Consider the following 21,783-nt stretch of genomic DNA (forward strand, 5'->3'; position numbering starts at 1 on the left):
GCTCGATGACCGGGGTCACACGGTGAGGGTGACGGCCTCGCCGGGGTCGATCCAGTGGATGCGGTCCGCGAGCGGGGACTCGGCGAGCACCTTCTCCGCCGGCCCGCGGTCCTGCTGGAAGTGCGACCAACCCTCGTAGTGCACCGGGACGACGTGGGCCGGGGCCACGAGCTCGACGAGCTCGCGACCCTCGCGGGCGTCCATCGTGTAGCGGAACCAGCCCGAGAGGTACCGGAACCGGACCGACCCCAGGTGCAGCAGCATCGTGCCGACCTCCAGCCGGGACGCGACCTCGCGCAGGGCGGGGTAGAGGACGGTGTCACCGGTGACCCAGAGTTCGCCGTTCTCCTGGCCGGCCCAGCTCAGCGAGAACCCGACAACCGGGCCCGTGATCGGCTCGCTCCCGGCAGGACCGTGCCGGCACGGCGTCGCGGTGATCGTGATCGTCTCCTTACCGGGCGCCTCCAACGTGGCGGTGTCCCAGGCAGCCAGGCCGACGCAGTGGCTGCCGAGGTTCTTCGCGGCCTTCTTCGTCGTGTAGGTCGTGCCCCAGGTGGGCAGCAGGTCCCGCGCGGACGGGTCGAGGTTGTCGCCGTGGTGGTGGTGGCTGACCAGCACCGCGTCGATCGGCCCCAGCTCTGCGGCAGGCACCGACGGCCCGGCCAGCTTGCGTGACGTCGTGCCCCAGCCGAAGAAGTAGCGCTTGCCCGGCGGGTCGAAGGTCGGATCGGTCAGGATGCGCCACCCCCCGACCTCGATGAGTGCGGTGGGTCCGCCGATGTGGGTGATCGTGGCCTGAGTCATGGGAGCAACCTAGGGGCTCGTCGGTGGCCCGGCATAGCCTCGCTCCATGGCCTGCCTGTTCTGCGACATCGCGGCGGGGGAGACCCCGGCCGACATCGTCCTCGCCGACGACGACTTCGTCGCGTTCCTCGACATCCGACCGGTGTTCAAGGGGCACGTGCTCCTCGTGCCGCGCGAGCACGTCGTCACCCTGCCCGAGCTGCCGGCCGGTCTGCGCGACGGCTTCCTCGAACGGACCCAGCGGCTGGCGACCGCGGTCGTGGACGCGCTCGGTGCGCAGGGCTCGTTCGTCGCCATGAACAACACCGTCTCGCAGTCGGTGCCGCACCTGCACTGCCACGTGGTGCCCCGTACGAAGGGCGACGGGCTGAGGGGGTTCTTCTGGCCGCGGACGACGTACGCCGACGCTGCGGAGTCGGCCGACTACGCGGGACGGTTGGCCGCAGAGCTGGCTTCCGGGCTGTCCTGATCGGGCTCGAAATCCTCGTGGGTGCCGTGCTCGACGAGCTGGGGGACCCCGCGGACGTGGTTGCCGGTGCCGATCGCCGCGAGGTAGACCGCCAGTCCGCCGAGGACGAACCCGCCGACGGCGTCGAGGGAGAAGTGCCAGCCGAAGTAGATGGTCGCGAAGATCGTCAGCACCAGGTAGGTCCAGGCGACGATGCGGAAGGTCCGGTTGGCGGCGATGAGCGTCAGGAACAGGCAGATCGTCACCATGATCCCGACGTGCAGCGACGGGAACGCGGCGATCGTCTGGAGCACGTGGGTGCCGTGCGGGTCGCCGCCCGGGCTGCCGAACGGGGGAACGCCAGGAACGACCGCCATCCGGTCCTTGAGCAGGTTCGCGACCAGCTCCTCGGTGTAGGTCGACTTCACGTCGGCGAAGTCCCCGGGGTAGCTGTACGCCGGACCGAGGGTCGGCAGGCTGAAGTACCCGGCGACGCCGAGCCCCCAGCACAGCGAGATCGCGGTGACGTACCAGGACCCGGCCGCCGGCGCCCGGGTGAAGATCAGCGCGATCGCGATCGAGACCGGGACCAGCACGATCCAGGAGACGTAGATGAAGGAGAAGAACTCGGCGGCGAACGAGGTGCCGAACAGGCTGTGCAGCACGTTCGCGGGGTCGTGGCCGAACCACAGCGCGCGGTCGATCCGCTCGAGGTCGGAGTCCCAGACGTGGTCGTTGACGAACGGGACGTAGCTCTTGAGGTTGCGGAACGCGGCGTACGACACGTACCAGGTCGCGAGACCGCTGAGCGCGAAGACGGTGTGCTTGCGGTTCCAGCGCTCCCGGACCACCGCGCGGAAGTGCGTGCGGAAGCTGCTCCACTCGCCGCGGCTGCGTCCGACCGTGCGGGGCACGACGTCCAGCAGCCAGGCGAGACCGAGGATCATCGGGATCTGCACGTACGCCGGAACGACCACGCCGTCGGGGTCCCGGATCGGCAGCGACTGGGCCGAGGAAACCAACCAGGTCGCGACTGCGAGTGCTACGGCACACGCTCCCCCGAACATGAAGTTTGCTCGTCCCACGGGTTGCAGCCTAGGGGGTGCAGCGGATCCGATCGCTGACCGCCCTCGGTGAGCCGAGGGCCGACACCCTAGAGTGACCGTGCTGCTGGTCCGGCAGCAGGGAGCACGAGGAACTCGAACAGGAGCAGTCATGGGTCGATTCGACGGTCGCGTCGCGGTCATCACCGGAGCCGCGCAGGGCATCGGTGCAGGCATCGCCAGGCGTTTCGCCGAGGAAGGCGCCGCGGTCGCCATCTTCGACATCAACGAGGAGCAGGCCGGCGCCACCGCCGCCGCCCTCGGTGGTGCAGCAGCCGCCATCGGAGTCGGTGTCAACGTGGCCGACGGTGCCTCCGTCGAGGCCGGTGTCGCTCGCGTGCTCGAGGAGCTCGGCGGACTGCACATCGTCGTCAACAACGCCGGGATCACCCGCGACAACCTGCTGTTCAAGATGTCCGAGCAGGAGTGGGACCAGGTCATCGACGTCCACCTCAAGGGTTCGTGGCTGATGAGCAAGGCCGCGCAGAAGACCTTCGTGGACCAGAAGTACGGGAAGATCCTGAACCTGTCCTCGATCGGCGCCATGGGCAACCGTGGCCAGACGAACTACTCGGCGGCCAAGGCCGGCATCGAGGGCCTGACCAAGACCCTCGCGCTCGAGCTCGGCCCGTTCGGCGTGAACACCAACGCGATCGCTCCAGGCTTCATCGCCACGGACATGACCGACGCGACGGCCGTCCGCCTGGGCCTGTCCATCGAGGACTTCCACAAGGCGAACGCCGACGCGACCCCGGTACGCCGGGTCGGCCACCCCGAGGACATCGCCGCCGCCGCCGCGTTCCTGTGCAGCGACGAGGCGTCGTACATCACCGGGCAGATCCTGCAGGTGGACGGCGGTTTCCGCATCCACTGAGGGCGAAAGTCCCCTGACACGCGAGCCCCCCTCCCCGGATCGGGAGGGGGGCTCCGTCATGCTTGGCGACATGCACACGCCCTCCAAGCGGTTCACGAAGTCCCGTCGTCCCCTCCTCCTGGCGCTGATCGCGGCGCTGGTCGCCAGCCTGGTGCTCGCCGGGTGCGGTTCGGACAAGAAGAAGGAAGCGGGCGACGAGCGCCCGCAGTCGCAGCCGACGGAGGGCGGCACCCAGCTCGCGGCCGTCTGGCCGCTGACCGGGCTGCCGGCACCGGCGACCACGCCGAACCACCCGGTGATCGTGGTCAAGATCGACAACTCACGCGCGAGTGACCCGCAGTACGGGCTCGGCTCGGCCGACATGGTCGTCGAGGAGATGGTCGAGGGCGGCTACACCCGGCTGGCCGTCGCGTTCTACTCCAAGCTGCCCAAGAAGGTCGGCCCGGTGCGCTCGGCCCGGGCCTCCGACATCGGCATCGTGAAGCCGACCCACGCCGTTCTCGTCGCGAGCGGCGCGGCGCCCAAGACCAAGGGACGCCTGAACCAGGCCGGTATCCGGTTGTACGAGGAGGGCTCGAAGGGCACCTACCGCGACCGCTCCGAGCACGACGCGCTGCACAGCGTCTTCATCGACCTGCCGAAGTTCGCCACCTCGGTGAAGAAGAAGGCCATCGTCCCGGCGAACTACCTGCCGTGGGGGACCGAGTCCGACTACGTGGGCGTCCGCCCCGCCAAGACCATCTCGGTCCGGTTCAGCCCGATCACCACGACCGTGTTCAAGTGGAACGGCAAGAAGTACCTCAACACCGACACCTACGCGCGCCGCGGCGACCAGTTCAAGGCGGACTCGGTGCTGGTGATCCGCACCCGCGAGGGCGACGCCGGCTACCTCGACCCGGCGGGCAACAAGGTCCCCGAGACGTTGTTCTTCGGGCAGGGCACGTTCCTGCTGTTCCACAAGGGCCAGGCCCTGCGCGGCACCTGGACGAAGGCGGACCGAGCGGCGCCGCTCGAGCTGAGCACGGCTGCCGGGCCGGTGAAGGTGCCGGCCGGACACGTCTGGGTCGAGCTCCTGCCTGGTGACAACTTCGGCGGCAAGCTCACGTACACCCCGTAGGACGGCACAGCCACGCCGTAGGCGCTACTCGTCGTCGGCTTCGGGGAGCAGGTCCTCGGGGTCCGGGAGGCCGATGCCGCTCTCGGTCAGCGACCGCAGTCCGGCCAGGATGAACGCGATCGCGGTCTCGACCTGGGCGACTGCCGCCTTGGGGTTGGCCGCGGTGCTGACGCTCTCGCCGGCAGCGGACAGTGCGCCGAAGAAGATCCGGCTGAAGGTCTCCAGCATGTCGGGGCTGATCTCGGTGCTCGACTCCTCGAGCACCGCCTTCACCAGCTCCTGGACCAGGCCGAAGCTCGAGCGCTCCTCCTGCTCGCGGAAACGCTCGTAGCCGAGGACGGCGGGGCCCTCCTGGATGACCACGCGCTGGTACCCGGGGTCCTGGACGATGTCGAGGAACGCCCGCAGGCCGATCAGCGCTTTCTCCCACGGGTCGCGGGACTCCTTGAGCGCCTTGCGGACCCGGGTCGAGGCGTCCGCCTCGATCTTCTCGAAGACCGCCTCGAAGACGGCCTGCTTGCCGCTGAAGTGGTGGTAGAGCGCGCCCTTGGTGACCCGTGCGCTGGCGACGATGGCGTCCAGGCTGGTGGCGGCGTACCCCTTGGTGGTGAACAGCTTGGCGGCTTGGTCGACCAGCGCCCGCTTGGTCGACGCCGAGTACTGCTGTCGCCTCGAGACCCCGGGGACCTTGGGGACCTTCGGGACCTTGGGCAGGGTCGAGCGCAGCTTCTCAGCGGGTGAGCGGCTCGGCATACCGCCAGTCTAGGACCGACCGTGAGGAGGTTCCCGGAACGCGTGTGTGAGACGTCACGGTTCCGAAACGCCCTTTCAGATTGCAGGCACCTGGGAGGCTGCATACTCTGAGTACGTACCAACGGTATGTGAAGAAAGGATGTGGACCATGACCTGGAACGCTTTCCATCACCGCGGAGAAATCCTCCAGACCGTGATCGACACTGCGGACGCCCGCCTCGACGGTGTCCTGCCCATGGACGTTCCGGGGGTCCCCGAGACCTTCGGCAGCGAGCTCGACCTGATCGGTGCCCTCGCCCTGAAGTGGCACGCCCGCCTGTCCGGCAACATCGAGCGCGAGCTCATGGCCCAGCCGATGGATCTCGAGGCCGCCATCACCAACGCGTGGGCCACCACGGCTGCCGAGGTCCCTGGCATCCGGATGATCATCGACCGCTACACCGACGCTCCGAGCGACGCCGAGATGGCTGCTGCTCTGACGAAGTCGCGCGAGATGGAATGGGTCAAGCTGGCCCGCGTCGCTGGTCTCGCCAGCGACGACAGCACTCCTGCTGCTCGTGCCGGCGAGCGCGTCACCCGCAACGCCCGCGCGGGTGTTCCGGTTCCGGTGCCTGAAGTCACCACCACGATTGTCGACGCAGTGGCAACTCCCTCCCTCGTCGATCGGATCCGAGCGGTTCTGGCCGCCTGATCCACACTCCCACGACGATCCCCGGGCTCTCGGCCTCCCTCTGAGACCCGGGGATTCGTCATTTCGACAGGCTGAATGACCGGGCTGCACAATGGCTCCATGGAGCCGGTCCCGGGAAGCCTGCTGGTGGCGTCGCCGACGCTGAGCGATCCGCACTTCGCCCGGACGATCGTGCTGCTCCTGGACGCCGGGCACGACGGTGCTCTCGGTGTCGTCCTGAACCGGCCCTCCGAGGTCGCGGTGGGGGAGGTGCTGTCTTCCTGGGAGGACGTCGTCTCCGGGCCCGGGGTGCTGTTCCGCGGCGGGCCGGTCGAGACCGACAGTGCTCTCGCCGTGGCCGTCGTCCACGCGGACGGGTCCGAGGAGGACGAACCGGTCGGCTGGCGGCGGGTGTTCGAGGGCGTCGGTCTGGTCGACCTGGACGCACCGGTCGAGCTGCTCGCCTCGGCGCTGAGCAGTCTGCGGATCTTCGCCGGGTACGCCGGTTGGTCGGCAGGCCAGCTGGAGGACGAGATCGCCGAAGGGGCCTGGTACGTCGTCCCGGCGGAGTCGGCTGACGTGTTCCGCCCGGACCCCTCGGGGTTGTGGGCCCAGGTGCTGCGGCGCCAGGGTGGTCAGCTGGCGATGCTGGCCACCATGCCGGCCGAGCCGGGGCACAACTGAGGTCACCCGCTCCGGTTAGGATGCCTGAATGGCTGACGAGGGAACGACCACGCGGATCGGGTTCGGGACGGACACCCTGACCGACGAGCGCATCGTCACCGACCCGGTCACCACCGACGAGGGTGACCACGAGCGGTTCTCGCACTACGTGCCGAAGGACAAGCTCATGGAGGCCATGGTCAACGGCACCCCGGTGATCGCCCTGTGCGGCAAGGTCTGGGTCCCGAGCAGGGACCCGCAGAAGTTCCCGGTCTGCCCGGACTGCAAGGAGATCTGGGAGAGCATGAACGACGACGGGCCGAGCGGTTCCGAGTGACCCTGACCACCGCGTGAACGAGCACATCGAGCTCGAGACCTCTGCTCTCGACAAGCTGTCCCCGGCGTACCCGGCCCGTGCGGCCTGGGGTACGGCGGCGCCGCTGCGTGCGTGGCAGCACGACGCCATCACGCAGTACTTCACCGACAACCCGCGCGACTTCCTCACCGTCGCGACACCCGGGGCGGGCAAGACCACCTTCGCGCTGACGGTCGCCTCCGAGCTCCTCGCGCGCCGGATCATCGACCGGGTCACCGTCGTGGCGCCGACCGAGCACCTGAAGACCCAGTGGGCCCAGGCCGCGGCGAAGGTCGGCATCCCGATCGACCCGACGTACTCGGGCGGCAAGGGCAGGACCAGCGGCGACTACGTCGGCATCGCGGTCACCTATGCCGGCGTCGCGACGAACCCGTTGGCGATGCGGATCCGTACCGAACGGTTCAAGACCCTGGTCATCCTCGACGAGATCCACCACGCCGGTGACGCGCTGTCCTGGGGCGAGGCCGTGCGTGAGGCCTTCGAACCCGCCCGGCGCCGGCTGGCCCTGACCGGTACGCCGTTCCGCTCCGACGTGAACCCCATCCCGTTCGTCACCTACGAGCCCGGTCCCGACGGGGTGCCGCGCTCGGCTGCCGACTTCACCTACGGCTACGGGCACGCGCTGCGCGACCACGTCGTGCGGCCGGTGCTGTTCTGGGCGTACAACGGAGAGCTGCAGTGGCGCACCCGCGCCGGCGACGAGGTCTCGGCCCGCCTCGGAGAGCCGCTCACGAAGGACATGGCCGCGCACGCGCTGCGTACCGCGCTGGACCCGAACGGCTCCTGGATCGCCTCGGTGCTCGAGGCGGCCGACCGGCGCCTCTCCGAGGTCCGCAAGACGTTCCCGGACGCCGGCGGGCTGGTGATCGCGACGGACCAGGACTCGGCCCGCGCGTACGCCGACGTGCTGGCCCGGATCGCCGGCGAGAAGCCCGTGGTGGTGCTGTCGGACGAGAAGACGTCGTCGAAGAGGATCGAGAAATTCGCCGAGGGTGACGCGCGCTGGATGGTCGCGGTCCGGATGGTGTCGGAGGGCGTGGACATCCCTCGCCTGGCCGTCGGCGTCTACGCGACCACGATCGCCACGCCGCTGTTCTTCGCCCAGGCCGTCGGGCGATTCGTCCGCGCCCGCAAACGCGGTGAGACGGCATCGGTCTTCCTGCCCTCCAGCCTGCCGCTGCTCGGGTTCGCCTCCGAGCTCGAGGTCGAGCGCGACCACGTGCTGGGGCGCAAGGTCACCGACGAGGGCGACATCTTCGCGCCCGAGGACGCCATGGTCGCCCAGGCCCAGGCGGGGGAGGCGGCCTCCGACGAGCTGACCGGGGCCTACGAGGCCCTCGGTTCCTCGGCGACCTTCGCGCACGTGCTGTACGACGGCGCCGAGTTCGGTCACGCGGGCGAGGTGCACGTCGGCTCCGACGAGGAGATGGACTTCCTCGGCATCCCGGGTCTGCTCGAGCCCGACCAGGTCCGCAGCCTGCTGCAGACGCGTCAGCGCCAGCGCCGCGAGCTCAACGCCGGGACGCCGGCCCGGGCGGTCGACGAGGAACCGGACGTCACGGCGCACGAACGCCTCGCGGTCCTGCGCCGTGAGCTCAACGGCCTGGTGGCCGCGTGGAACCACCGCACCGGGACGCCCCACGGGGTCACGCACGCGGCGCTGCGCAAGCACTGCGGCGGACCAGCCGCCGCGGTGGCCACGGCAGCCCAGCTGCAGGCGCGGATCGACCGTCTCCGGGAGATGGCCGCCAAGAAGTCGTCCTGAGGACGGTCAGATCCCGCGTCGACCTAGATCGAGCACTGCCGTTCGGCGAGCGGTGCCCCGTCGCAGCAGTTGGCCTTCATGTGGCAGTGCGGGCACAACCAGCGGGTGCTGATCGGGTCGAAGGACTGTCCGCAGTAGTCGCAGGGCATGGGTGCACGTTAGGCGGCCCCGAGCAGGCCCTCGCGCTGCCACGCCGCGAACCGCTCCTCCAGGTGCCGGGACACGACATCGGCCGACTCCTCGGGCCGCAGCGTGTCGGCCACGACCCCGGCCTCGGCCCCGAGGTGGACCGCCAGGAGGCGGCTGGCCTCGAAGGGTCGGATCTCCTCCGGGAGCTCGTCGGGCACGATCTCGTCGACGAGGCTGGCGAGGTAGAGCTGCTTCGCGTTGACCGCAGCGATCGACCAGTCGTGACGGGCGAAACCCGAGGTGAGGGCTGACCACACCCGTGCGTGGTCCGCCAGGGTGCGGTCGTGGGGGAGCTCGCGGATCAGCATGTTTCCCAGGCGCGCCGCCGGATGGCCCTCGTCGAGCTCGCGGGACGCGGCGAGCCCTCGGCGGTACCGGGTGCGGCGCTCGACCCACTGCAGGCCGAGGACGGGCAGGTCCGAAGCGCTGGCGAACATCCGCTTGAGGGTGCTGGCGGATGCGTAGATCTCCTGCGCGACCGCGAGGTGGGTGATCCCCTCGATGCCGTCGCGCAGGGTGATGGTGTGGACGGCTTCACGGACGCCGTCGACGCGGTCGGCCAGGGGGATGATTCTCGGCATAGCGCTTTTCTACGCTCTCGGCGTCCCGCTCGGCCGGGTCAGCGGGCGCGCCTGGTGACCGTCACTGCCGATCCGAGGGTTGTGGACTTCGCGGGCTCACAACCCGACCCCTCAACTCGATTTTGAGCCAGCGAGGCTCAAAATCGGATGTCGAAGGTGGTTTGTGGACGCGGGTGGGTCAGAACGGGGGAGCGCCGAGACCCGTTACCCGGAAGCGGCCCCACGGGTCGACGTCCGCGATCCGGCCGGCGGCGATCCCGTGCGGCGTCTGCAGTGCCACCGTCGCGCCGGAGCGGTACCGGCCCGAGAGCGCTTCGTCCGCGTCGATGCGTCCGTACCAGTGGAAGCGGCCGTCGTTGGGTTCGAAGTGGCCGCGCAGGTGGACCTCGACCAGGATGCCGTCGTCGTGCTGGTCGTCGACGACCTCGGCGGCGCCCCGGTACTCCTCACCGGGCTCGTGCAGCGTGCTCATCGGGCGTCCTTCCGTCGGGGCTTCAGGACGCGCAGCTCACCGGCCCGGTCGAGCGCGGCGCCGTGGTCGGAGGCGAACCCGTCGAACGCGTGCCAGACGAAGGACGCCAGGTACGTCGACGTCGCGTCGCGGCTCATGATGTCGCGGCGCAGGTACCACTCGCCGACCGAGAGGAACATCCCGATCAGACCGTGCGCCCAGGGCTCGGCGCCGGCAGCGTCGACGTCCAGTCGACGCAACGTGTCGCCCATCAGCTTGGCGACCGTCGAGGCGATCTGCTCCTTGCCGTCCGCCAGTGGGTCGTCGGTCGTGCGGTGCTCGACGAGCAGCAGGAACACCTGCGGGTGCTCCTCGAGGAAGGCGAGATAGGCGTCGCAGCCCGCGTAGACCCGGTCGCGCAGCGAGAGGTCCTCGCTGGCCACCAGGATCGGGATCAGTCGCTCGAGGACCTGGTCGGCGCCCCAGCGTCCGACGGCTCGGTACAGGTCGTCCTTGTCGCCGAAGTACCGGTAGAGCACCGGCTTGCTGACGCCCGCCGACGACGCGATCTCGGCGATCGAGGCTCCCGGCCCGTGCTCGTCGATGGCCGCGACCGCAGCCTCGACGAGCTCGGTGCGCCGGGCGTCGCGGTGGTCGTCCCAGCGGGTGCTGCGTCCGTCCTTGACCTCAGGGCTCATGTCAGGCACTCTAGCCGATAACTGTTACTCCGGGTAACAGCAACCACTGAGGAGTGCTTCTCCATGACCGCGACCCTGCCGGACCGCGACACCCACCTCGTCGAGCGGCTGCTCAAGTCCTCGGCCCGCCAGTCCTACGACCCGGACGTCGACATCGACTGGAGCGCCCCCGAAGTGCCTGGCCTGTGGTTCATGCAGCCCGAGCGGATGTCGCTGTACGGCACGCCGCTGTGGGACCAGCTGAGCGAGGAGCAGCGCATCCTGCTCTCCAAGCACGAGATCGCCTCGATCGCCAGCGTCGGGCTGTGGTTCGAGATCGTGCTCATGCAGCTCCTGCTCAAGGACGTCTACCGCAGCGACCCGACGACCGCGCGCACGCAGTACGCGTTGACCGAGGTCGCCGACGAGTGCCGACACTCGACGATGTTCGGTCGGGCGATCGGCCACTTCGGCGTGCCGGCGTACGGTCCGCGGCCGGGGCTCAAGAAGGCCGCCGAGGCCGCCGGCCTCGTCTTCCGCGGCGCGAGCATGTACGCCTCCACCCTGATCGGCGAGGAGCCGGTCGACCGGTGGCAGCGCGACATGATGAACGACGAGCGGATCCAGCCGTTGGTGCGGATGGTCTCGCGTATCCACGTGGTGGAGGAGGCCCGGCACGTCACCTTCGCCCGCGACGAGCTGGAGAAGGCGATGGCGAAGCCGATGACGCGCCGCGAGCGGCTGTGGCACCAGACCGTCGTGGCGCAGGCGGCGTACGGGACGATGCGGTCGCTGGTGCACCCGGACGTCTACAAGTCCGTCGGCATCGACCCGATGGTCGGTCGTCGGGCCGCGCTGGGCAACCCGAACTACCGCGCGACGATCGCGTGGATGGGCGAGAAGATGGTGCCGTACCTCGACGAGATGGGGATGATCCCCGCCTCCGGCCGCAACCGGAAGTTCTGGCACGCGTCCTTCCTGCTCCCGAAGTGACCGGTCGTCGAACCACCGGCCGTCGAACCACGCCTCGGCAAGCTCCACAAACCACCGGTCATCGAGCTTGCCGAGATGCGGCCCGGCAAGCTCCACGAACCACCGGTCATCGAGCTTGCCGAGATGCAGCACGGCAAGCTCCACGAACCACCGGTCATCGAGCTTGCCGAGATGCAGCATGGCAAGCTCGACGACCGCTTCGCTAGAGCACCTTCGACAAGAACGCCTGCGTCCGCTCGTGCTGCGGGTTCGCGAGCACCTCGCGGGGGTCGCCCTCCTCGACGATCACCCCACCGTCCATGAAGACCAGCTTGTCCCCGACCTCGCGGGCGAACCCCATCTCGTGGGTGACGACCATCATCGTCATGCCCTCGTTCGCGAGCTGCCGCATCACGTCGAGCACGTCGCCGACGAGCTCCGGGTCCAGGGCGCTGGTGGGCTCGTCGAACAGCATCATGTCCGGGTCCATCGAGAGCGCACGGGCGATCGCCACGCGCTGCTGCTGCCCGCCGGACAGGTGCGCCGGGAACGCGTCCGCCTTCTCCGCGAGACCCACCTTCTCCAGGTTTGCCCGCGCGACCTTCTCGGCCTCGACCTTCCCGCGCTTCTTCACCCGTCGCTGCGCGATCGTCAGGTTGTCGAGCACCGACATGTGCGGGAACAGGTTGAACGACTGGAAGACCATCCCGATCCGCGAGCGGACCTCGTCGAGGTCGGTCTCCTCGTCGGTGATGTCCACCCCCTCGACCAGGACCTGGCCCGAGGTCGGCTCCTCGAGCCGGTTCACGCACCGCAGCAGCGTCGACTTGCCGGAGCCCGACGGACCGATCACGCAGACGACCTGACCGGGCTCGACCGTGAAGTCGATCCCCTGGAGCACCTCGTTGTCGCCGAACCGCTTGTGCAGGCCGCGCACCTCGATCGCCGCAGTCATCGCTTCACCGAGCCTTCTGGGTACGTCGTTCGAGGTACGCCACCAGCTGGGTCAGCGGCAGCGTGATGATCAGGTACAGGATCGCGGCTGCGATCAGCGGCGTCGGGTTGCCGTAGGAGTTCAGGTTGTTGGACGCGAAGTTCGTCAGCTCCTCCTGGCCGAGGCCGACGCCGGCGACCTGCAGCAGCGAGGTGTCCTTGAGCAGCAGCACGAACTCGTTGGTCAGCGGCGGGATCACGATCCGGATTGCCTGGGGGATGACCACGGAGACCATCGTCCACGTCGAGCTCATGCCGAGCGACCGCGCGGCCTCGACCTGCCCCTTGGGTACTGCCTGGATGCCGGCGCGCAGCGTCTCGGCCATGTAGGCCCCCGACACGGCCACCAGGGCGATGATGGCGGCGCCCCGCTGCCCACCCGGGAACGAGTACTGGAACGCGATCGGGACGCCGAAGGCGAACAGGAAGATCACGATGAGCACCGGGAGTCCCCGGAAGAACTCGATGAACGCCGTCGCCAGCCACCGGTACGGCGCCAGCGGTGAGAGCTTCATCAGCGCCAGGAGGAACGCCAGCACCAGACCACCGACGAAGGCGATCGCGGTGTACACGACCGTGTTCTTGGCCGCGGTGAGGACGACGTCCGGCCACATCTCCCGGAGGATGTCGCCGTCGAAGAAGTTGGCCCTGACCGCTGCCCAGTCGGCGATCAGTGCGAGCCAGACGACGACTCCGGCGAAGAGCGCGTAGAGCACTCCGTGCCGGAGCCGCCGTCGCGTAGATCTCTTCACGCGATCAGCTGGTGGCGAAGTACTTGTCGTAGATCTTCTGGTACGTGCCGTCGCTCTTCATCGCCGCGAGCTCCTCGTTCACGGCGTCCATCAGGTCGGTGCTGTCCTTCTTGGCGCCGAAGCCGTACGCCTCGTCGGTCTTGTACGTCTCGACGACCTGCCACTTGCCGGCCTGCTTCGGGTCGTTCTGGTGGTCCAGGTTCACCGGCAGGTCCTGCAGGATCGCGTCGATCTGGCCGGCCTTCAGCGCGGTGTACATCTTGCCGTCGTCGGAGTACTGGATCGGCTTCGCGTCGGGCGCGTTCTCCTTCGCGTACGCCTCGCCGGTGGTGCCCTTCTGGACCCCCACCTTCACGCCGTCGAGGTCGTCGATGCTCTTGATGTCCGAGCCGGCGGCGACGAGCAGGGACTGCTCGGAGTCGTAGTAGCCGTCGGAGAACAGGATGTTCTTCTTGCGCTCGTCGGTGATCGTCATGGCGCTGGCGCCGAGGTCGCACTTGCGGCTGTTGAACAGCAGGCCGCTCTGGAGCGCGTCGAAGTCGGAGTCGATGACGGCCAGCTTCAGGTCGAGTCGCTTCGCGATCTCGGAGACGATGTCGACGTCGTACCCCTGGTAGCCCGAGGGGGCGCTCTTGTCGAAGTCCTCGAACGGCGGGTACGGGACGTCGGAGCACACCGTGAGCGTTCCGGACGTGATCGTCTTGACGGTGGAACCGTCCGCCGAGCCCTTGGCGTCGTCGTCGGAGGAGCCGCAGGCGGTCAGGGCGAGGCCGAGGGCCGAGGTGAGGGCGAGGGCCTTGATCAGGTTTCGGGTGGTCATGGACGGACCCTAGACCCGGGTCGTTGCTCCCGACGAGCCCGATCGGCCGTCGTATTCGAGTCGTTACAAGGCCGTAACGCCGCCTCGGCAAATCGGGACGATTCGGAACCGCCTCGGACCGGTTCACCGGCCCGTTCACCGGCCCGTTCACCGGCCCGTTCACCGGCCCGGGGCGAGGCCGATCTCGACGAGGTCGTCGTGCAGCGCCAGCAGGTCGGTCACCCCGACACCGGTGAGCCAGTTCCGCGTCCGCCCGAGCGTCGCCGCGTCGTACCGGTCGACGACGGCGACGGCGGAGACCTCCCGCAGGACCTCCACGACGTCGTCGGAGTCCAGGCACGCCCGCGTCGCCGCCAGCAGGTTCAGCGCGCCGAACCCCTCGTCGTCGGTGACCGCACGATCCAGCCCGCCCGCGCACTTGTACGCCAGCTCCCGGTCCAGGGCCGCCTCGAAGCACGCCGCGACGTCCTCGGGCTGCGGTGCCGGTGCGCCCCCGCCGCCGGTGCGGAACTTGGCCCGGACGCCCGCCGCAGCGATCTCGTCGAGCGCGCTGAGCCACCGGTACGACGGCTCCCCGGTGAACCGCGGCAGCTCGACGAAGACGCCCGCACCGTCCAGCTCCTCCTCGACGGTCGCCAGCGCGGTCAGGGCGCGGTGCGCGTTGTGCGCGAGGTCGTCCTCGTCCCGCAGCGTCAGCTCGAGCCCGCGCAGCCGCAGCACCGGTGCTCGCGTCGCCCAGCGCACAGCCGGTCCGATGGAGCCGGCGCCGCCCGTGACGAGCACCGTGACCGGAAGCGGCTCCTCGACGTCGTCGAGGACGTCGATCAGGTCCGGCAGCTTCACGTCCGTGACGACCAGGCTGCGGGTCAGGCCGGCGTACTGGCTCCGGCGGTGCCCGCCGTGGGCATCGGCCGCGTCGGCCAGCGGGGTCGAGGTGGGCGGCAGGAAGCACTCGTCGTCGAGGAAGCCGGTGAGCCAGGCAGGCAGGGGAGGAGGGACCACGGCCCCACGCTAGATCACGCTACCCAGCGTGCGCGGTGTAGATTCGCGGGCGAGAAACTCGGGGGAAGTCGGTCCGAAGCCGACGCTGACCCGCAGCCGTAGGTCCCGCCAGAACACGTCGGGACGAGCCGGAACACCCGAGTGGATCGTTCGGCTCCCCATCACCCGTCGAGGATCACGGGGCGGAGCCTGGGTGCAGCTCATCCAGGTTCGGTTCCTGGAGAAACATGAAGCGCATCGCCCTGGCAGTCCTGATCGTCGCAGGCACGTCGTTGACCGCTGCGCCCGCTCAGGCAGCCAGCTGCAGGACCAGTGACGTGACCGTCGTCGTGCAGTTCCCCGACGGGCACACGGAGATCGGCTGTGCCGGGGGAGACCCGGACTCCGGCTACGCGGCGCTGGAGAAGGCCGGGTTCCGGATCACCTACGCCCAGGGCAACGGTGCCGGTGCGGTCTGCCGGCTCGACGGCGCCCCGAGCGGCAACAACTGCGGGAGCATGCCGCCCGCGAACGCCTACTGGGCGTACTTCTACGGCACGCCGGGCGGCTCGTGGACCTACAGCACCCGCGGCGCGGGCAGCCGCAACCCGAAGCCGGGGACCGTCGAGGGCTGGCGGTTCCAGGACAGCTCCACCACCAAGGAGCCGAGCACGGCCCCGCCGACGCAGGTGAGCCCGGCGAAGCCGACCAAGAGCCCGACCAAGGCCCCCACGAAGGCCCCGACGAAGGCGTCTCCGGCGGCACCCACGAAGAAGCCCGGCAAGACGCCCACCGCGGCACCGACCCCCACCTCGTCCACGAGCGCCGCCGCGACGCCGACCGGTCCGCCGACCCCGTCGGCCACGTCGAGCGTCTACGAGCCGATCGGCACCCAGCTGCCGACCTTCTCCAACGGGCTCCCGACCGACACCAGCAAGCCCGTCTCCCGCAGCTCCGAGGAGGGCGACGACGGCGGCATCTCCTGGATCTGGGGCCTCGTCCTTCTCGCCGTCCTCGCTGCCGCCGGCACCACCGTCGCCGTACGCCGCCGAGGCTGAGATGGCCCCCCAGCTCCCACGAGCCCTGCACCCCCTCGCCTGGTGGGCGTGGGCGGTCGGGCTCGCGGTCGCTGCGAGCATGACGACCAACCCCGTCCTGCTCGCGCTGATCCTCGCTGTCGTCTGGCTCGTCGTCCTGGCCCGGCGTTCGGACTCCCCGTGGGCGCGGGCGTTCAGGATCTACGTGGCTCTCGCCGTCGTGATCGTGGTCGTCCGGGTGGTCCTGCACGTCCTGGTCGGCTTCAAGTACGGCGACACCCGGATCTTCGCCCTCCCCGAGGTCGGACTGCCCGACTGGGCGGCGGGCATCAACCTGTTCGGGACCGTCTACCTCGAGGGCTGGCTCGCCGCCGCGCTGGAGGGCGTCAAGCTCGGCACGCTGGTGATCGCCCTGGGCGGTGCGAACGCGCTGGCCAACCCCAAGCGCCTGCTCCGCTCGATGCCGCGTGCGCTGCACGAGGTCGGCACCGCGGTGGTCGTCTCGGTGAGCGTCGCCCCGCAGCTGGCGGAGAGCGTGCAGCGCGTCCTGCGCGCACGGCTGCTCCGCGGCGGCTCCGGCCTCGGCCTGCGCGCCCTCCCGCAGGTCGCGCTCCCGGTCCTCCAGGACACCCTGGACCGGTCCCTCCTGCTCGCCTCGGCGATGGAGTCGCGCGGGTACGGCAGCCGTCGCAGCAGCACGGCCGGTCGCCGGGTCCTGGTCGGGGCGCTGACCCTGCTGGGCCTGCTGGTGCTCACCTTCGGCATCTACGGCGTCCTCGACCCGATCGGTACGGCGGGTCGGCTCGCGGTCCCGACCCTGGTCCTCGGCGTCGCGCTCACCTGTGGCGGGATGGCGCTCGGCGGCCGGGAGATCCGGGTCAGCACCTACCGCCGCGACCCGTGGCTGGCCGCGGAGACCCTCACCCTGCTGTCCGGCGTCGCGGCGGCCGCCGGCGTGATCCTCAGCCGCAGCACCTCGCCCGACCTGCTGCTGATGCCGTTGCAGCCGATCGCGGCCCCGGGCCTCCCGCTGTCGGCGACGCTCGGGATCGTGCTGGCTGCGCTGCCGGCGTTCGTCACCCCGCCGACCCCGACCAGCAAGCGGCTGGCTCCGGCAGCTCGCGGTGAGCGGGAGCTGGTGGACGCATGAGCACCGCGATCACGTTCCGCTCCGTCAGCGTCACCTACGCCGACGCCGTCGAGCCCGTCCTCGACGACGTCGACCTGGAGATCGGCGAGGGTGAGCTGGTGCTCGTCGTCGGGCGCACGGGCTCGGGCAAGAGCACCCTGCTCGGGACCCTCAACGGGCTGGTGCCGCACTTCACCGGAGGGGTGCTGTCCGGGTCGGTCTCGATCCACGGTCGCGACACCCGCGACCACCGGCCGCGCGACCTCGCGGACCTGGTCGGGTACGTCGGGCAGGACCCGCTCGCCGGCTTCGTCACCGACACCGTCGAGGAGGAGCTCGCCTACGCGATGGAGCAGCTCGGCCTTGCGCCGGAGGTGATGCGCAAGCGTGTCGAGGAGACCCTCGACCTGCTCGGCATCGCCGACCTCCGCGACGTCCCGCTGGCCGACCTGTCCGGCGGGCAGCAGCAGCGGGTGGCGATCGGTGCTGTGCTGACCGCGCACCCACGGGTGCTCGTCCTCGACGAGCCGACCTCCGCCCTGGACCCCACCGGTGCCGAGGAGGTCCTCGCCGCCATCACCCGTCTGGTCCACGACCTGGCCGTCACGGTGGTCATCGCCGAGCACCGCGTCGAGCGCGTCCTCCAGTACGCCGACCGCGTCGTCCACGTCGTCGACGGTCGGGTCGAGTCCGGTGACCCCGCCGAGGTGATGCGCACCTCGACCATCGCCCCGCCCGTGGTCGAGCTCGGGCGCTGGGCCGGCTGGTCCCCCCTTCCCCTCTCCGTCCGCGACGGCTACCGCGCCGCCGCAGAGCTGCGCACCCACGCCGCCGCGGCGGAGGGCCCCCTCCAATCCCCGATTGCCCCCGGGTCGTCGGCTGCCTCCCGGTCGTCGGCTGCCTCCCGGTCGTCGAGCCTGCCGAGACGCCCCGACCCGATCCTCACGGCTCAGAACATCTCCGTCCGCCACGGCGACCTCGTCGCCGTCCGCGAGGTCAGCCTCGACCTGCACCACGGCCAGGTCACCGCCCTGATGGGTCGCAACGGCTCCGGCAAGTCCAGCCTGCTGTGGGCGCTCCAGGGCTCCGGCAAGCGGTTCAGCGGAGCAGTCCGGGTCGGCGAGGAGGACCCCGCCGACCTCACCCCGCCCGTACGCCGCACCCGCGTCGGCCTGGTGCCGCAGACGCCGTCGGACCTGCTCTACCTCCAGACCGTCGACGCCGAGTGCACCCAGGCCGACACCGAGACCCGGTCGACGCCCGGTACCTGTCGCGCGCTGCTCGACCGGATCGTCCCGGACATCGACGGCGGCACCCACCCGCGCGACCTCTCCGAGGGCCAGCGCCTCGGCCTGGTGCTGGCCATCCAGCTCTCCGCCGAGCCCCCGGTGCTGATGCTGGACGAGCCCACCCGCGGTCTGGACTACCAGGGCAAGGCAGCACTGGCCGGGGTCCTCGCCGACCTCGCCGCCCGCGGTCGCTCGGTGCTGCTCTCGACCCACGACGTCGAGTTCGTCGCCGAGGCCGCCGACCGCGTCCTGGTCCTCGCCGCCGGCGAGCTCGTCGCCGACGGCCCGACCGCCGACGTCGTCACCTCGAGCCCGGCGTTCGCGCCCCAGGTCGCCAAGGTCCTCGGTGGCGGCCTGCTCACCGTCGCCGACGTCCGTGCACGCTTCGAGGGGCTCGCGTGAGAACGACTGCCCCCGCCATCGCCCCAGCCATCGCGCTGCGTCCCCGCTCGGCGATCGCGATCGGTCTGGCCACCCTCGCCGGGCTGATGGCGTTCCTGTGGCCGCTGCTGGTCAGCAAGGAGTCGCTGCTGGCCGAGAACACCGCTGCGCCGCTGGTCCTCGGGTCCCTGCTCCCCGTCGTGCTGGCCGTCGTCCTGTTCGAGATCAGCGAGGGCGGCCTGGACCCGAAGGCCGTCGCGATGCTCGGTGTCCTCTCGGCGATCGGCGCGGCCATCCGCCCGCTCGGGGCCGGCACCGCGGGCATCGAGACCGTGTTCTTCCTGCTGATCCTCGGCGGCCGCGTCTTCGGCGCCGGCTTCGGGTTCGTGCTCGGAGCGACGACCCTGTTCGGCTCGGCGCTGTTCACCGGGGGAGTCGGGCCGTGGCTGCCGTACCAGATGCTCGGCGCTGCGCTCGTCGGCCTGCTGGCCGGTCTGCTGCCCCCGCTGCGCGGCGTCCCGGAACTGCTGATGCTCGCGGCGTACGGCCTGGTCGCGGGCGTGCTCTACGGGACGCTGCAGAACCTGTCGTTCTGGCCCTACGGACTCGGCCTGAAGACCGAGCTCAGCTTCGTCGCGGGCGACCCGGTCGCCGAGAACCTGCACCGGTTCGTCGTCTTCTCGTTCACCACCGCCTTCGGCTGGGACCTCGTCCGCGGCATCACCAACGTGGTGCTGATCGTGCTGACCGGCCCGGCGATCCTCGCGACCCTGCGACGTGCGGCGCGCAAGGCGTCCTTCAGCACCACCGCTCCGCGATCTCCCGGATCACCTTCGCGTTCCGGTTCGTCGCGACCCCGATGATCTTCTCCGCCCGCGCCGGTGACCGCGGCGCGTCGCCGAACCCGATGTCGTAGAGCAAGTGCAGCGCCCGGCCGCTGGCGACGAAGCGGATCCCGTCCGGCGTGAGGTCGCGGAGCTCCTCGAGGTCCGCCTCGGGGATCGGTCGCTTGAGCAGGCTGATGTAGTGCCCGTGCTTGAAGCCCTGCTCGGCGACCTCGTCCGCCTCGGCGGCGAGCGCCGTCAGCTCCGCCGGGCTGAACACGATGGTCGGCACCTCGAACCCCCGATCGGCCAGGAAGACCCCCTCGAGCTCGGCCTCGATCTTCGCCGTGGACCGCAGCGGGGAGGTGACCCGGACGTTCCCGGTCTGGATGTAGGTCTCGACGTCGCCGTAGCCGGCGCGCTCGAGGGCCGCGCGCAGGTCCGCGGTCCGGTACGGACGCTTGCCGACGTTGACCGCGCGGAGGAAGCCGATGTGGGTGGGCACGTGGATAACGTAGTCGCCATGTACCCCGGAACCTGGGCAGCGACCACCCCCGACAAGCCCGCCGCGATCATGGCCGGCACCGGCGAGACCCTGACGTACGCCGAGCTGGAGGAGCGCAGCGCCCGGCTCGCGCGACACCTGTACGACGGTGGCCTGCGCCCGGGCGACGTGATCGCCCTGCTCACCGAGAACCGTCTCGAGGCGTTCGTCGCGTACTGGGCGGCCCTGCGTTCCGGCCTCTACATCACGGCGGTCAACCACAACCTGTCCACCGACGAGGCGGCGTACATCGTGCAGGACTGCGGCGCGAAGGTGCTGATCGCCTCCGCGAGCAAACGAACCCTCGTCGAGGGCGTGACCGCCGCCGTGGACGTCCCGGACAGGCTCGCGTACGGCGGCCCGATCCCCGGCTTCGCCAGCTTCGAGGAGGCGCTCGCGGCCGCCAGTGCGGACCCGCTACCCAGCCAGCCGCACGGCGACGACTTCCTGTACTCCTCGGGCACCACCGGTCGTCCCAAGGGCATCAAGCTGCCGCTGCTGCCGATCAGCGTGGACGAGCCCGGCTACCCGTACGTGACGATCTTCGGGGGGCTGTTCGGCTACGGGCCCGAGACCGTCTACCTCTCGCCGGCGCCGTTCTACCACGCAGCGCCGCTCCGCTTCATGGGCGTCGTCCAGGCGGTCGGCGGCACCGTGGTGATGATGGAGAAGTTCGACGCGGACGCGTTCCTGACCGCCGTCGAGCGCTACCGGGTCACCGACACCCAGGTCGTCCCGACGATGTTCGTCCGGCTGCTGAAGCTCCCGGCCGAACGCCGTGCTACCGCGGACGTGTCGTCCTTCAGGACGGTCGTGCACGCGGCCGCCCCGTGCCCGGTCGAGGTCAAGCGGCAGATGATCGACTGGTTCGGGCCGGTGATCCACGAGTACTACGCCAGCACCGAGGCGATCGGAGCGACGTACGTGAACTCGACCGACTGGCTCGCCCACCCGGGCACGGTCGGCAAGCCGCTGCTCGGCATTCCGCGGATCTGCGGTCCCGACGGCGAGCTGCTCGGCGCCGGCGAGGTCGGCACCGTCTACTTCGAGCGCGACGAGCTGACCTTCAGCTACCACGGCGACCCCGAGAAGACCGCGTCCACCAAGCATCCCGAGCAGCCGAACTGGGCCACCGTCGGCGACCTCGGCTATCTCGACGCCGAGGGCTTCCTGTTCCTGACCGACCGCAAGGCGTTCATGATCATCAGCGGTGGGGTGAACATCTACCCCCAGGAGATCGAGGACGCCTTCAGCCTGCACCCCGCGGTCGCGGACATCGCCGTGATTGGCGTCCCCGACGAGGAGATGGGGGAGCGGGTCGTCGCGTACGTCGAGCCCTCCGACCAGGGAGGCGACGACCCGGGGGCAGAGCGAGTCCCGGTGGTTGAGCTCGTCGAAACCCTCCGCACCTACGCACGGGAGAAGATCGCGCACTACAAGGTGCCCCGCGAGTTCATCGTCACCGACGACCTGCCGCGCACCCCCACCGGCAAGCTGGTCAAGGGAGTCCTCAAGGACCGCTACGCCGCCGCGGCCGTCGAGCCTGCCGAGACGCCGTAACCGGACCCGGTCGTCGAGCCTGCCGAGACG

Annotated in this window: 25 protein-coding genes and 1 riboswitch; of the genes, 13 read left to right on the forward strand and 12 right to left on the reverse strand. The window is 70.1% G+C overall.

The window, feature by feature from the left end; genetic code table 11:
- Positions 1 to 15: 15 nt before the first annotated feature.
- Positions 16 to 804, reverse strand: coding sequence for an MBL fold metallo-hydrolase (locus ABIE44_RS15370; protein WP_209715650.1), 789 nt, complete (start codon positions 802 to 804; stop codon positions 16 to 18).
- Between the two features lie 46 nt (positions 805 to 850).
- On the opposite strand from ABIE44_RS15370, the gene ABIE44_RS15375 reads away from it, so the two are divergent.
- Positions 851 to 1,273, forward strand: a complete 423-nt coding sequence (locus ABIE44_RS15375; RefSeq protein ID WP_209715648.1) for an HIT family protein — start codon at positions 851 to 853, stop codon at positions 1,271 to 1,273.
- Here ABIE44_RS15375 and ABIE44_RS15380 read toward each other — a convergent pair.
- Positions 1,228 to 2,337, reverse strand: a complete 1,110-nt coding sequence (locus ABIE44_RS15380; RefSeq protein ID WP_209715646.1) for a phosphatase PAP2 family protein — start codon at positions 2,335 to 2,337, stop codon at positions 1,228 to 1,230. The two genes, ABIE44_RS15375 and ABIE44_RS15380, sit on opposite strands and share 46 nt — an antisense overlap.
- 130 nt (positions 2,338 to 2,467) lie before the next feature.
- Between ABIE44_RS15380 and fabG the strand changes: the two genes are divergently transcribed.
- Positions 2,468 to 3,229, forward strand: a complete 762-nt coding sequence (gene fabG, locus ABIE44_RS15385; RefSeq protein ID WP_209715643.1) for a 3-oxoacyl-ACP reductase FabG — start codon at positions 2,468 to 2,470, stop codon at positions 3,227 to 3,229.
- A 70-nt stretch (positions 3,230 to 3,299) separates the two neighbouring features.
- The gene (locus tag ABIE44_RS15390) at positions 3,300 to 4,346 is read left to right on the forward strand and encodes a DUF3048 domain-containing protein (protein WP_209715640.1); all 1,047 of its coding nucleotides are present in this window, start codon (positions 3,300 to 3,302) and stop codon (positions 4,344 to 4,346) included.
- Between the two features lie 24 nt (positions 4,347 to 4,370).
- On the opposite strand, the gene ABIE44_RS15395 is transcribed toward ABIE44_RS15390, so the two are convergent.
- Entirely contained in the window at positions 4,371 to 5,099 is a 729-nt protein-coding gene (locus ABIE44_RS15395; RefSeq protein ID WP_209715637.1) for a TetR/AcrR family transcriptional regulator, read from the reverse strand.
- Positions 5,100 to 5,247: 148 nt separating this feature from the next.
- Here ABIE44_RS15395 and ABIE44_RS15400 point away from each other — a divergent pair, with 148 nt between their 5' ends.
- The 4 genes from ABIE44_RS15400 (at position 5,248) to ABIE44_RS15415 (ending at position 8,573) form a co-directional block, all read left to right on the forward strand.
- Positions 5,248 to 5,790, forward strand: a complete 543-nt coding sequence (locus ABIE44_RS15400; RefSeq protein ID WP_209715634.1) for a hypothetical protein — start codon at positions 5,248 to 5,250, stop codon at positions 5,788 to 5,790.
- Between the two features lie 99 nt (positions 5,791 to 5,889).
- A complete protein-coding gene (locus ABIE44_RS15405; protein WP_209715631.1) occupies positions 5,890 to 6,453 on the forward strand; it encodes a YqgE/AlgH family protein in 564 nt (187 codons plus the stop codon).
- Positions 6,454 to 6,481: 28 nt separating this feature from the next.
- Positions 6,482 to 6,769: a DUF3039 domain-containing protein gene (locus ABIE44_RS15410; protein WP_209715628.1), complete on the forward strand. Its 288-nt coding sequence runs from the start codon at positions 6,482 to 6,484 to the stop codon at positions 6,767 to 6,769.
- A 13-nt stretch (positions 6,770 to 6,782) separates the two neighbouring features.
- Positions 6,783 to 8,573 carry a DEAD/DEAH box helicase gene (locus ABIE44_RS15415; RefSeq protein WP_209715625.1) on the forward strand — a complete coding sequence of 597 codons (1,791 nt, stop codon included), beginning with the start codon at positions 6,783 to 6,785 and terminating at the stop codon, positions 8,571 to 8,573.
- A gap of 23 nt (positions 8,574 to 8,596) precedes the next feature.
- Here the strand turns inward: ABIE44_RS15415 and ABIE44_RS15420 are convergent, their stop codons facing one another.
- From ABIE44_RS15420 to ABIE44_RS15435, 4 genes are all read right to left on the reverse strand, one after another.
- Positions 8,597 to 8,722, reverse strand: coding sequence for a hypothetical protein (locus ABIE44_RS15420; protein ID WP_354438139.1), 126 nt, complete (start codon positions 8,720 to 8,722; stop codon positions 8,597 to 8,599).
- Positions 8,723 to 8,731: 9 nt separating this feature from the next.
- Complete coding sequence (locus tag ABIE44_RS15425; protein ID WP_209715622.1) at positions 8,732 to 9,343, reverse strand: hypothetical protein; 612 nt, start codon at positions 9,341 to 9,343, stop codon at positions 8,732 to 8,734.
- A 178-nt stretch (positions 9,344 to 9,521) separates the two neighbouring features.
- Positions 9,522 to 9,815, reverse strand: coding sequence for a DUF4873 domain-containing protein (locus ABIE44_RS15430; RefSeq protein ID WP_209715619.1), 294 nt, complete (start codon positions 9,813 to 9,815; stop codon positions 9,522 to 9,524).
- On the reverse strand, positions 9,812 to 10,492 hold the full coding sequence (locus tag ABIE44_RS15435; protein ID WP_209715616.1) for a TetR/AcrR family transcriptional regulator: 681 nt from the start codon (positions 10,490 to 10,492) through the stop codon (positions 9,812 to 9,814). The genes ABIE44_RS15430 and ABIE44_RS15435 overlap by 4 nt, the downstream gene beginning before the upstream one ends.
- Before the next feature lie 63 nt (positions 10,493 to 10,555).
- On the opposite strand from ABIE44_RS15435, the gene ABIE44_RS15440 reads away from it, so the two are divergent.
- Entirely contained in the window at positions 10,556 to 11,464 is a 909-nt protein-coding gene (locus ABIE44_RS15440) for an AurF N-oxygenase family protein (RefSeq protein WP_209715613.1), read from the forward strand.
- Between the two features lie 202 nt (positions 11,465 to 11,666).
- Here ABIE44_RS15440 and ABIE44_RS15445 read toward each other — a convergent pair whose 3' ends face one another.
- The 4 genes from ABIE44_RS15445 to ABIE44_RS15460 form a co-directional block, all read right to left on the reverse strand.
- Complete coding sequence (locus tag ABIE44_RS15445; RefSeq protein ID WP_209715610.1) at positions 11,667 to 12,398, reverse strand: amino acid ABC transporter ATP-binding protein; 732 nt, start codon at positions 12,396 to 12,398, stop codon at positions 11,667 to 11,669.
- A 4-nt stretch (positions 12,399 to 12,402) separates the two neighbouring features.
- Complete coding sequence (locus tag ABIE44_RS15450) at positions 12,403 to 13,188, reverse strand: amino acid ABC transporter permease (RefSeq protein ID WP_209715607.1); 786 nt, start codon at positions 13,186 to 13,188, stop codon at positions 12,403 to 12,405.
- 4 nt (positions 13,189 to 13,192) lie between these two features.
- Positions 13,193 to 14,008 carry an ABC transporter substrate-binding protein gene (locus tag ABIE44_RS15455; protein ID WP_209715604.1) on the reverse strand — a complete coding sequence of 272 codons (816 nt, stop codon included), beginning with the start codon at positions 14,006 to 14,008 and terminating at the stop codon, positions 13,193 to 13,195.
- 159 nt (positions 14,009 to 14,167) lie between these two features.
- Complete coding sequence (locus tag ABIE44_RS15460; RefSeq protein ID WP_209715602.1) at positions 14,168 to 15,010, reverse strand: hypothetical protein; 843 nt, start codon at positions 15,008 to 15,010, stop codon at positions 14,168 to 14,170.
- Positions 15,011 to 15,071: 61 nt separating this feature from the next.
- Positions 15,072 to 15,149, forward strand: a riboswitch (cobalamin riboswitch).
- An 88-nt stretch (positions 15,150 to 15,237) separates the two neighbouring features.
- Between ABIE44_RS15460 and ABIE44_RS15465 the strand changes: the two genes are divergently transcribed.
- From ABIE44_RS15465 to ABIE44_RS15480, 4 genes are read left to right on the forward strand one after another with little or no spacing between them, the layout of a single operon-like run.
- Entirely contained in the window at positions 15,238 to 16,047 is an 810-nt protein-coding gene (locus tag ABIE44_RS15465) for an SCO2322-related protein (RefSeq protein WP_209715599.1), read from the forward strand.
- 1 nt (position 16,048) lies between these two features.
- Positions 16,049 to 17,176, forward strand: coding sequence for a CbiQ family ECF transporter T component (locus tag ABIE44_RS15470; RefSeq protein WP_209715596.1), 1,128 nt, complete (start codon positions 16,049 to 16,051; stop codon positions 17,174 to 17,176).
- The gene (locus ABIE44_RS15475) at positions 17,173 to 18,846 is read left to right on the forward strand and encodes an ABC transporter ATP-binding protein (RefSeq protein ID WP_209715593.1); all 1,674 of its coding nucleotides are present in this window, start codon (positions 17,173 to 17,175) and stop codon (positions 18,844 to 18,846) included. Before ABIE44_RS15470 ends, ABIE44_RS15475 begins: the two co-directional genes overlap by 4 nt.
- Complete coding sequence (locus ABIE44_RS15480) at positions 18,843 to 19,688, forward strand: ECF transporter S component (RefSeq protein WP_354438141.1); 846 nt, start codon at positions 18,843 to 18,845, stop codon at positions 19,686 to 19,688. The genes ABIE44_RS15475 and ABIE44_RS15480 overlap by 4 nt, the downstream gene beginning before the upstream one ends.
- On the opposite strand, the gene ABIE44_RS15485 is transcribed toward ABIE44_RS15480, so the two are convergent.
- Complete coding sequence (locus ABIE44_RS15485; protein WP_209715590.1) at positions 19,624 to 20,154, reverse strand: DUF1697 domain-containing protein; 531 nt, start codon at positions 20,152 to 20,154, stop codon at positions 19,624 to 19,626. The two genes, ABIE44_RS15480 and ABIE44_RS15485, sit on opposite strands and share 65 nt — an antisense overlap.
- An 18-nt stretch (positions 20,155 to 20,172) precedes the next feature.
- Here ABIE44_RS15485 and ABIE44_RS15490 point away from each other — a divergent pair, with 18 nt between their 5' ends.
- The gene (locus ABIE44_RS15490; RefSeq protein ID WP_209715587.1) at positions 20,173 to 21,753 is read left to right on the forward strand and encodes an acyl-CoA synthetase; all 1,581 of its coding nucleotides are present in this window, start codon (positions 20,173 to 20,175) and stop codon (positions 21,751 to 21,753) included.
- The last annotated feature ends 30 nt before the right edge of the window (positions 21,754 to 21,783 follow it).

It is taken from the genome of Marmoricola sp. OAE513 (genome assembly GCF_040546585.1).
Classification (GTDB): domain Bacteria; phylum Actinomycetota; class Actinomycetes; order Propionibacteriales; family Nocardioidaceae; genus Marmoricola.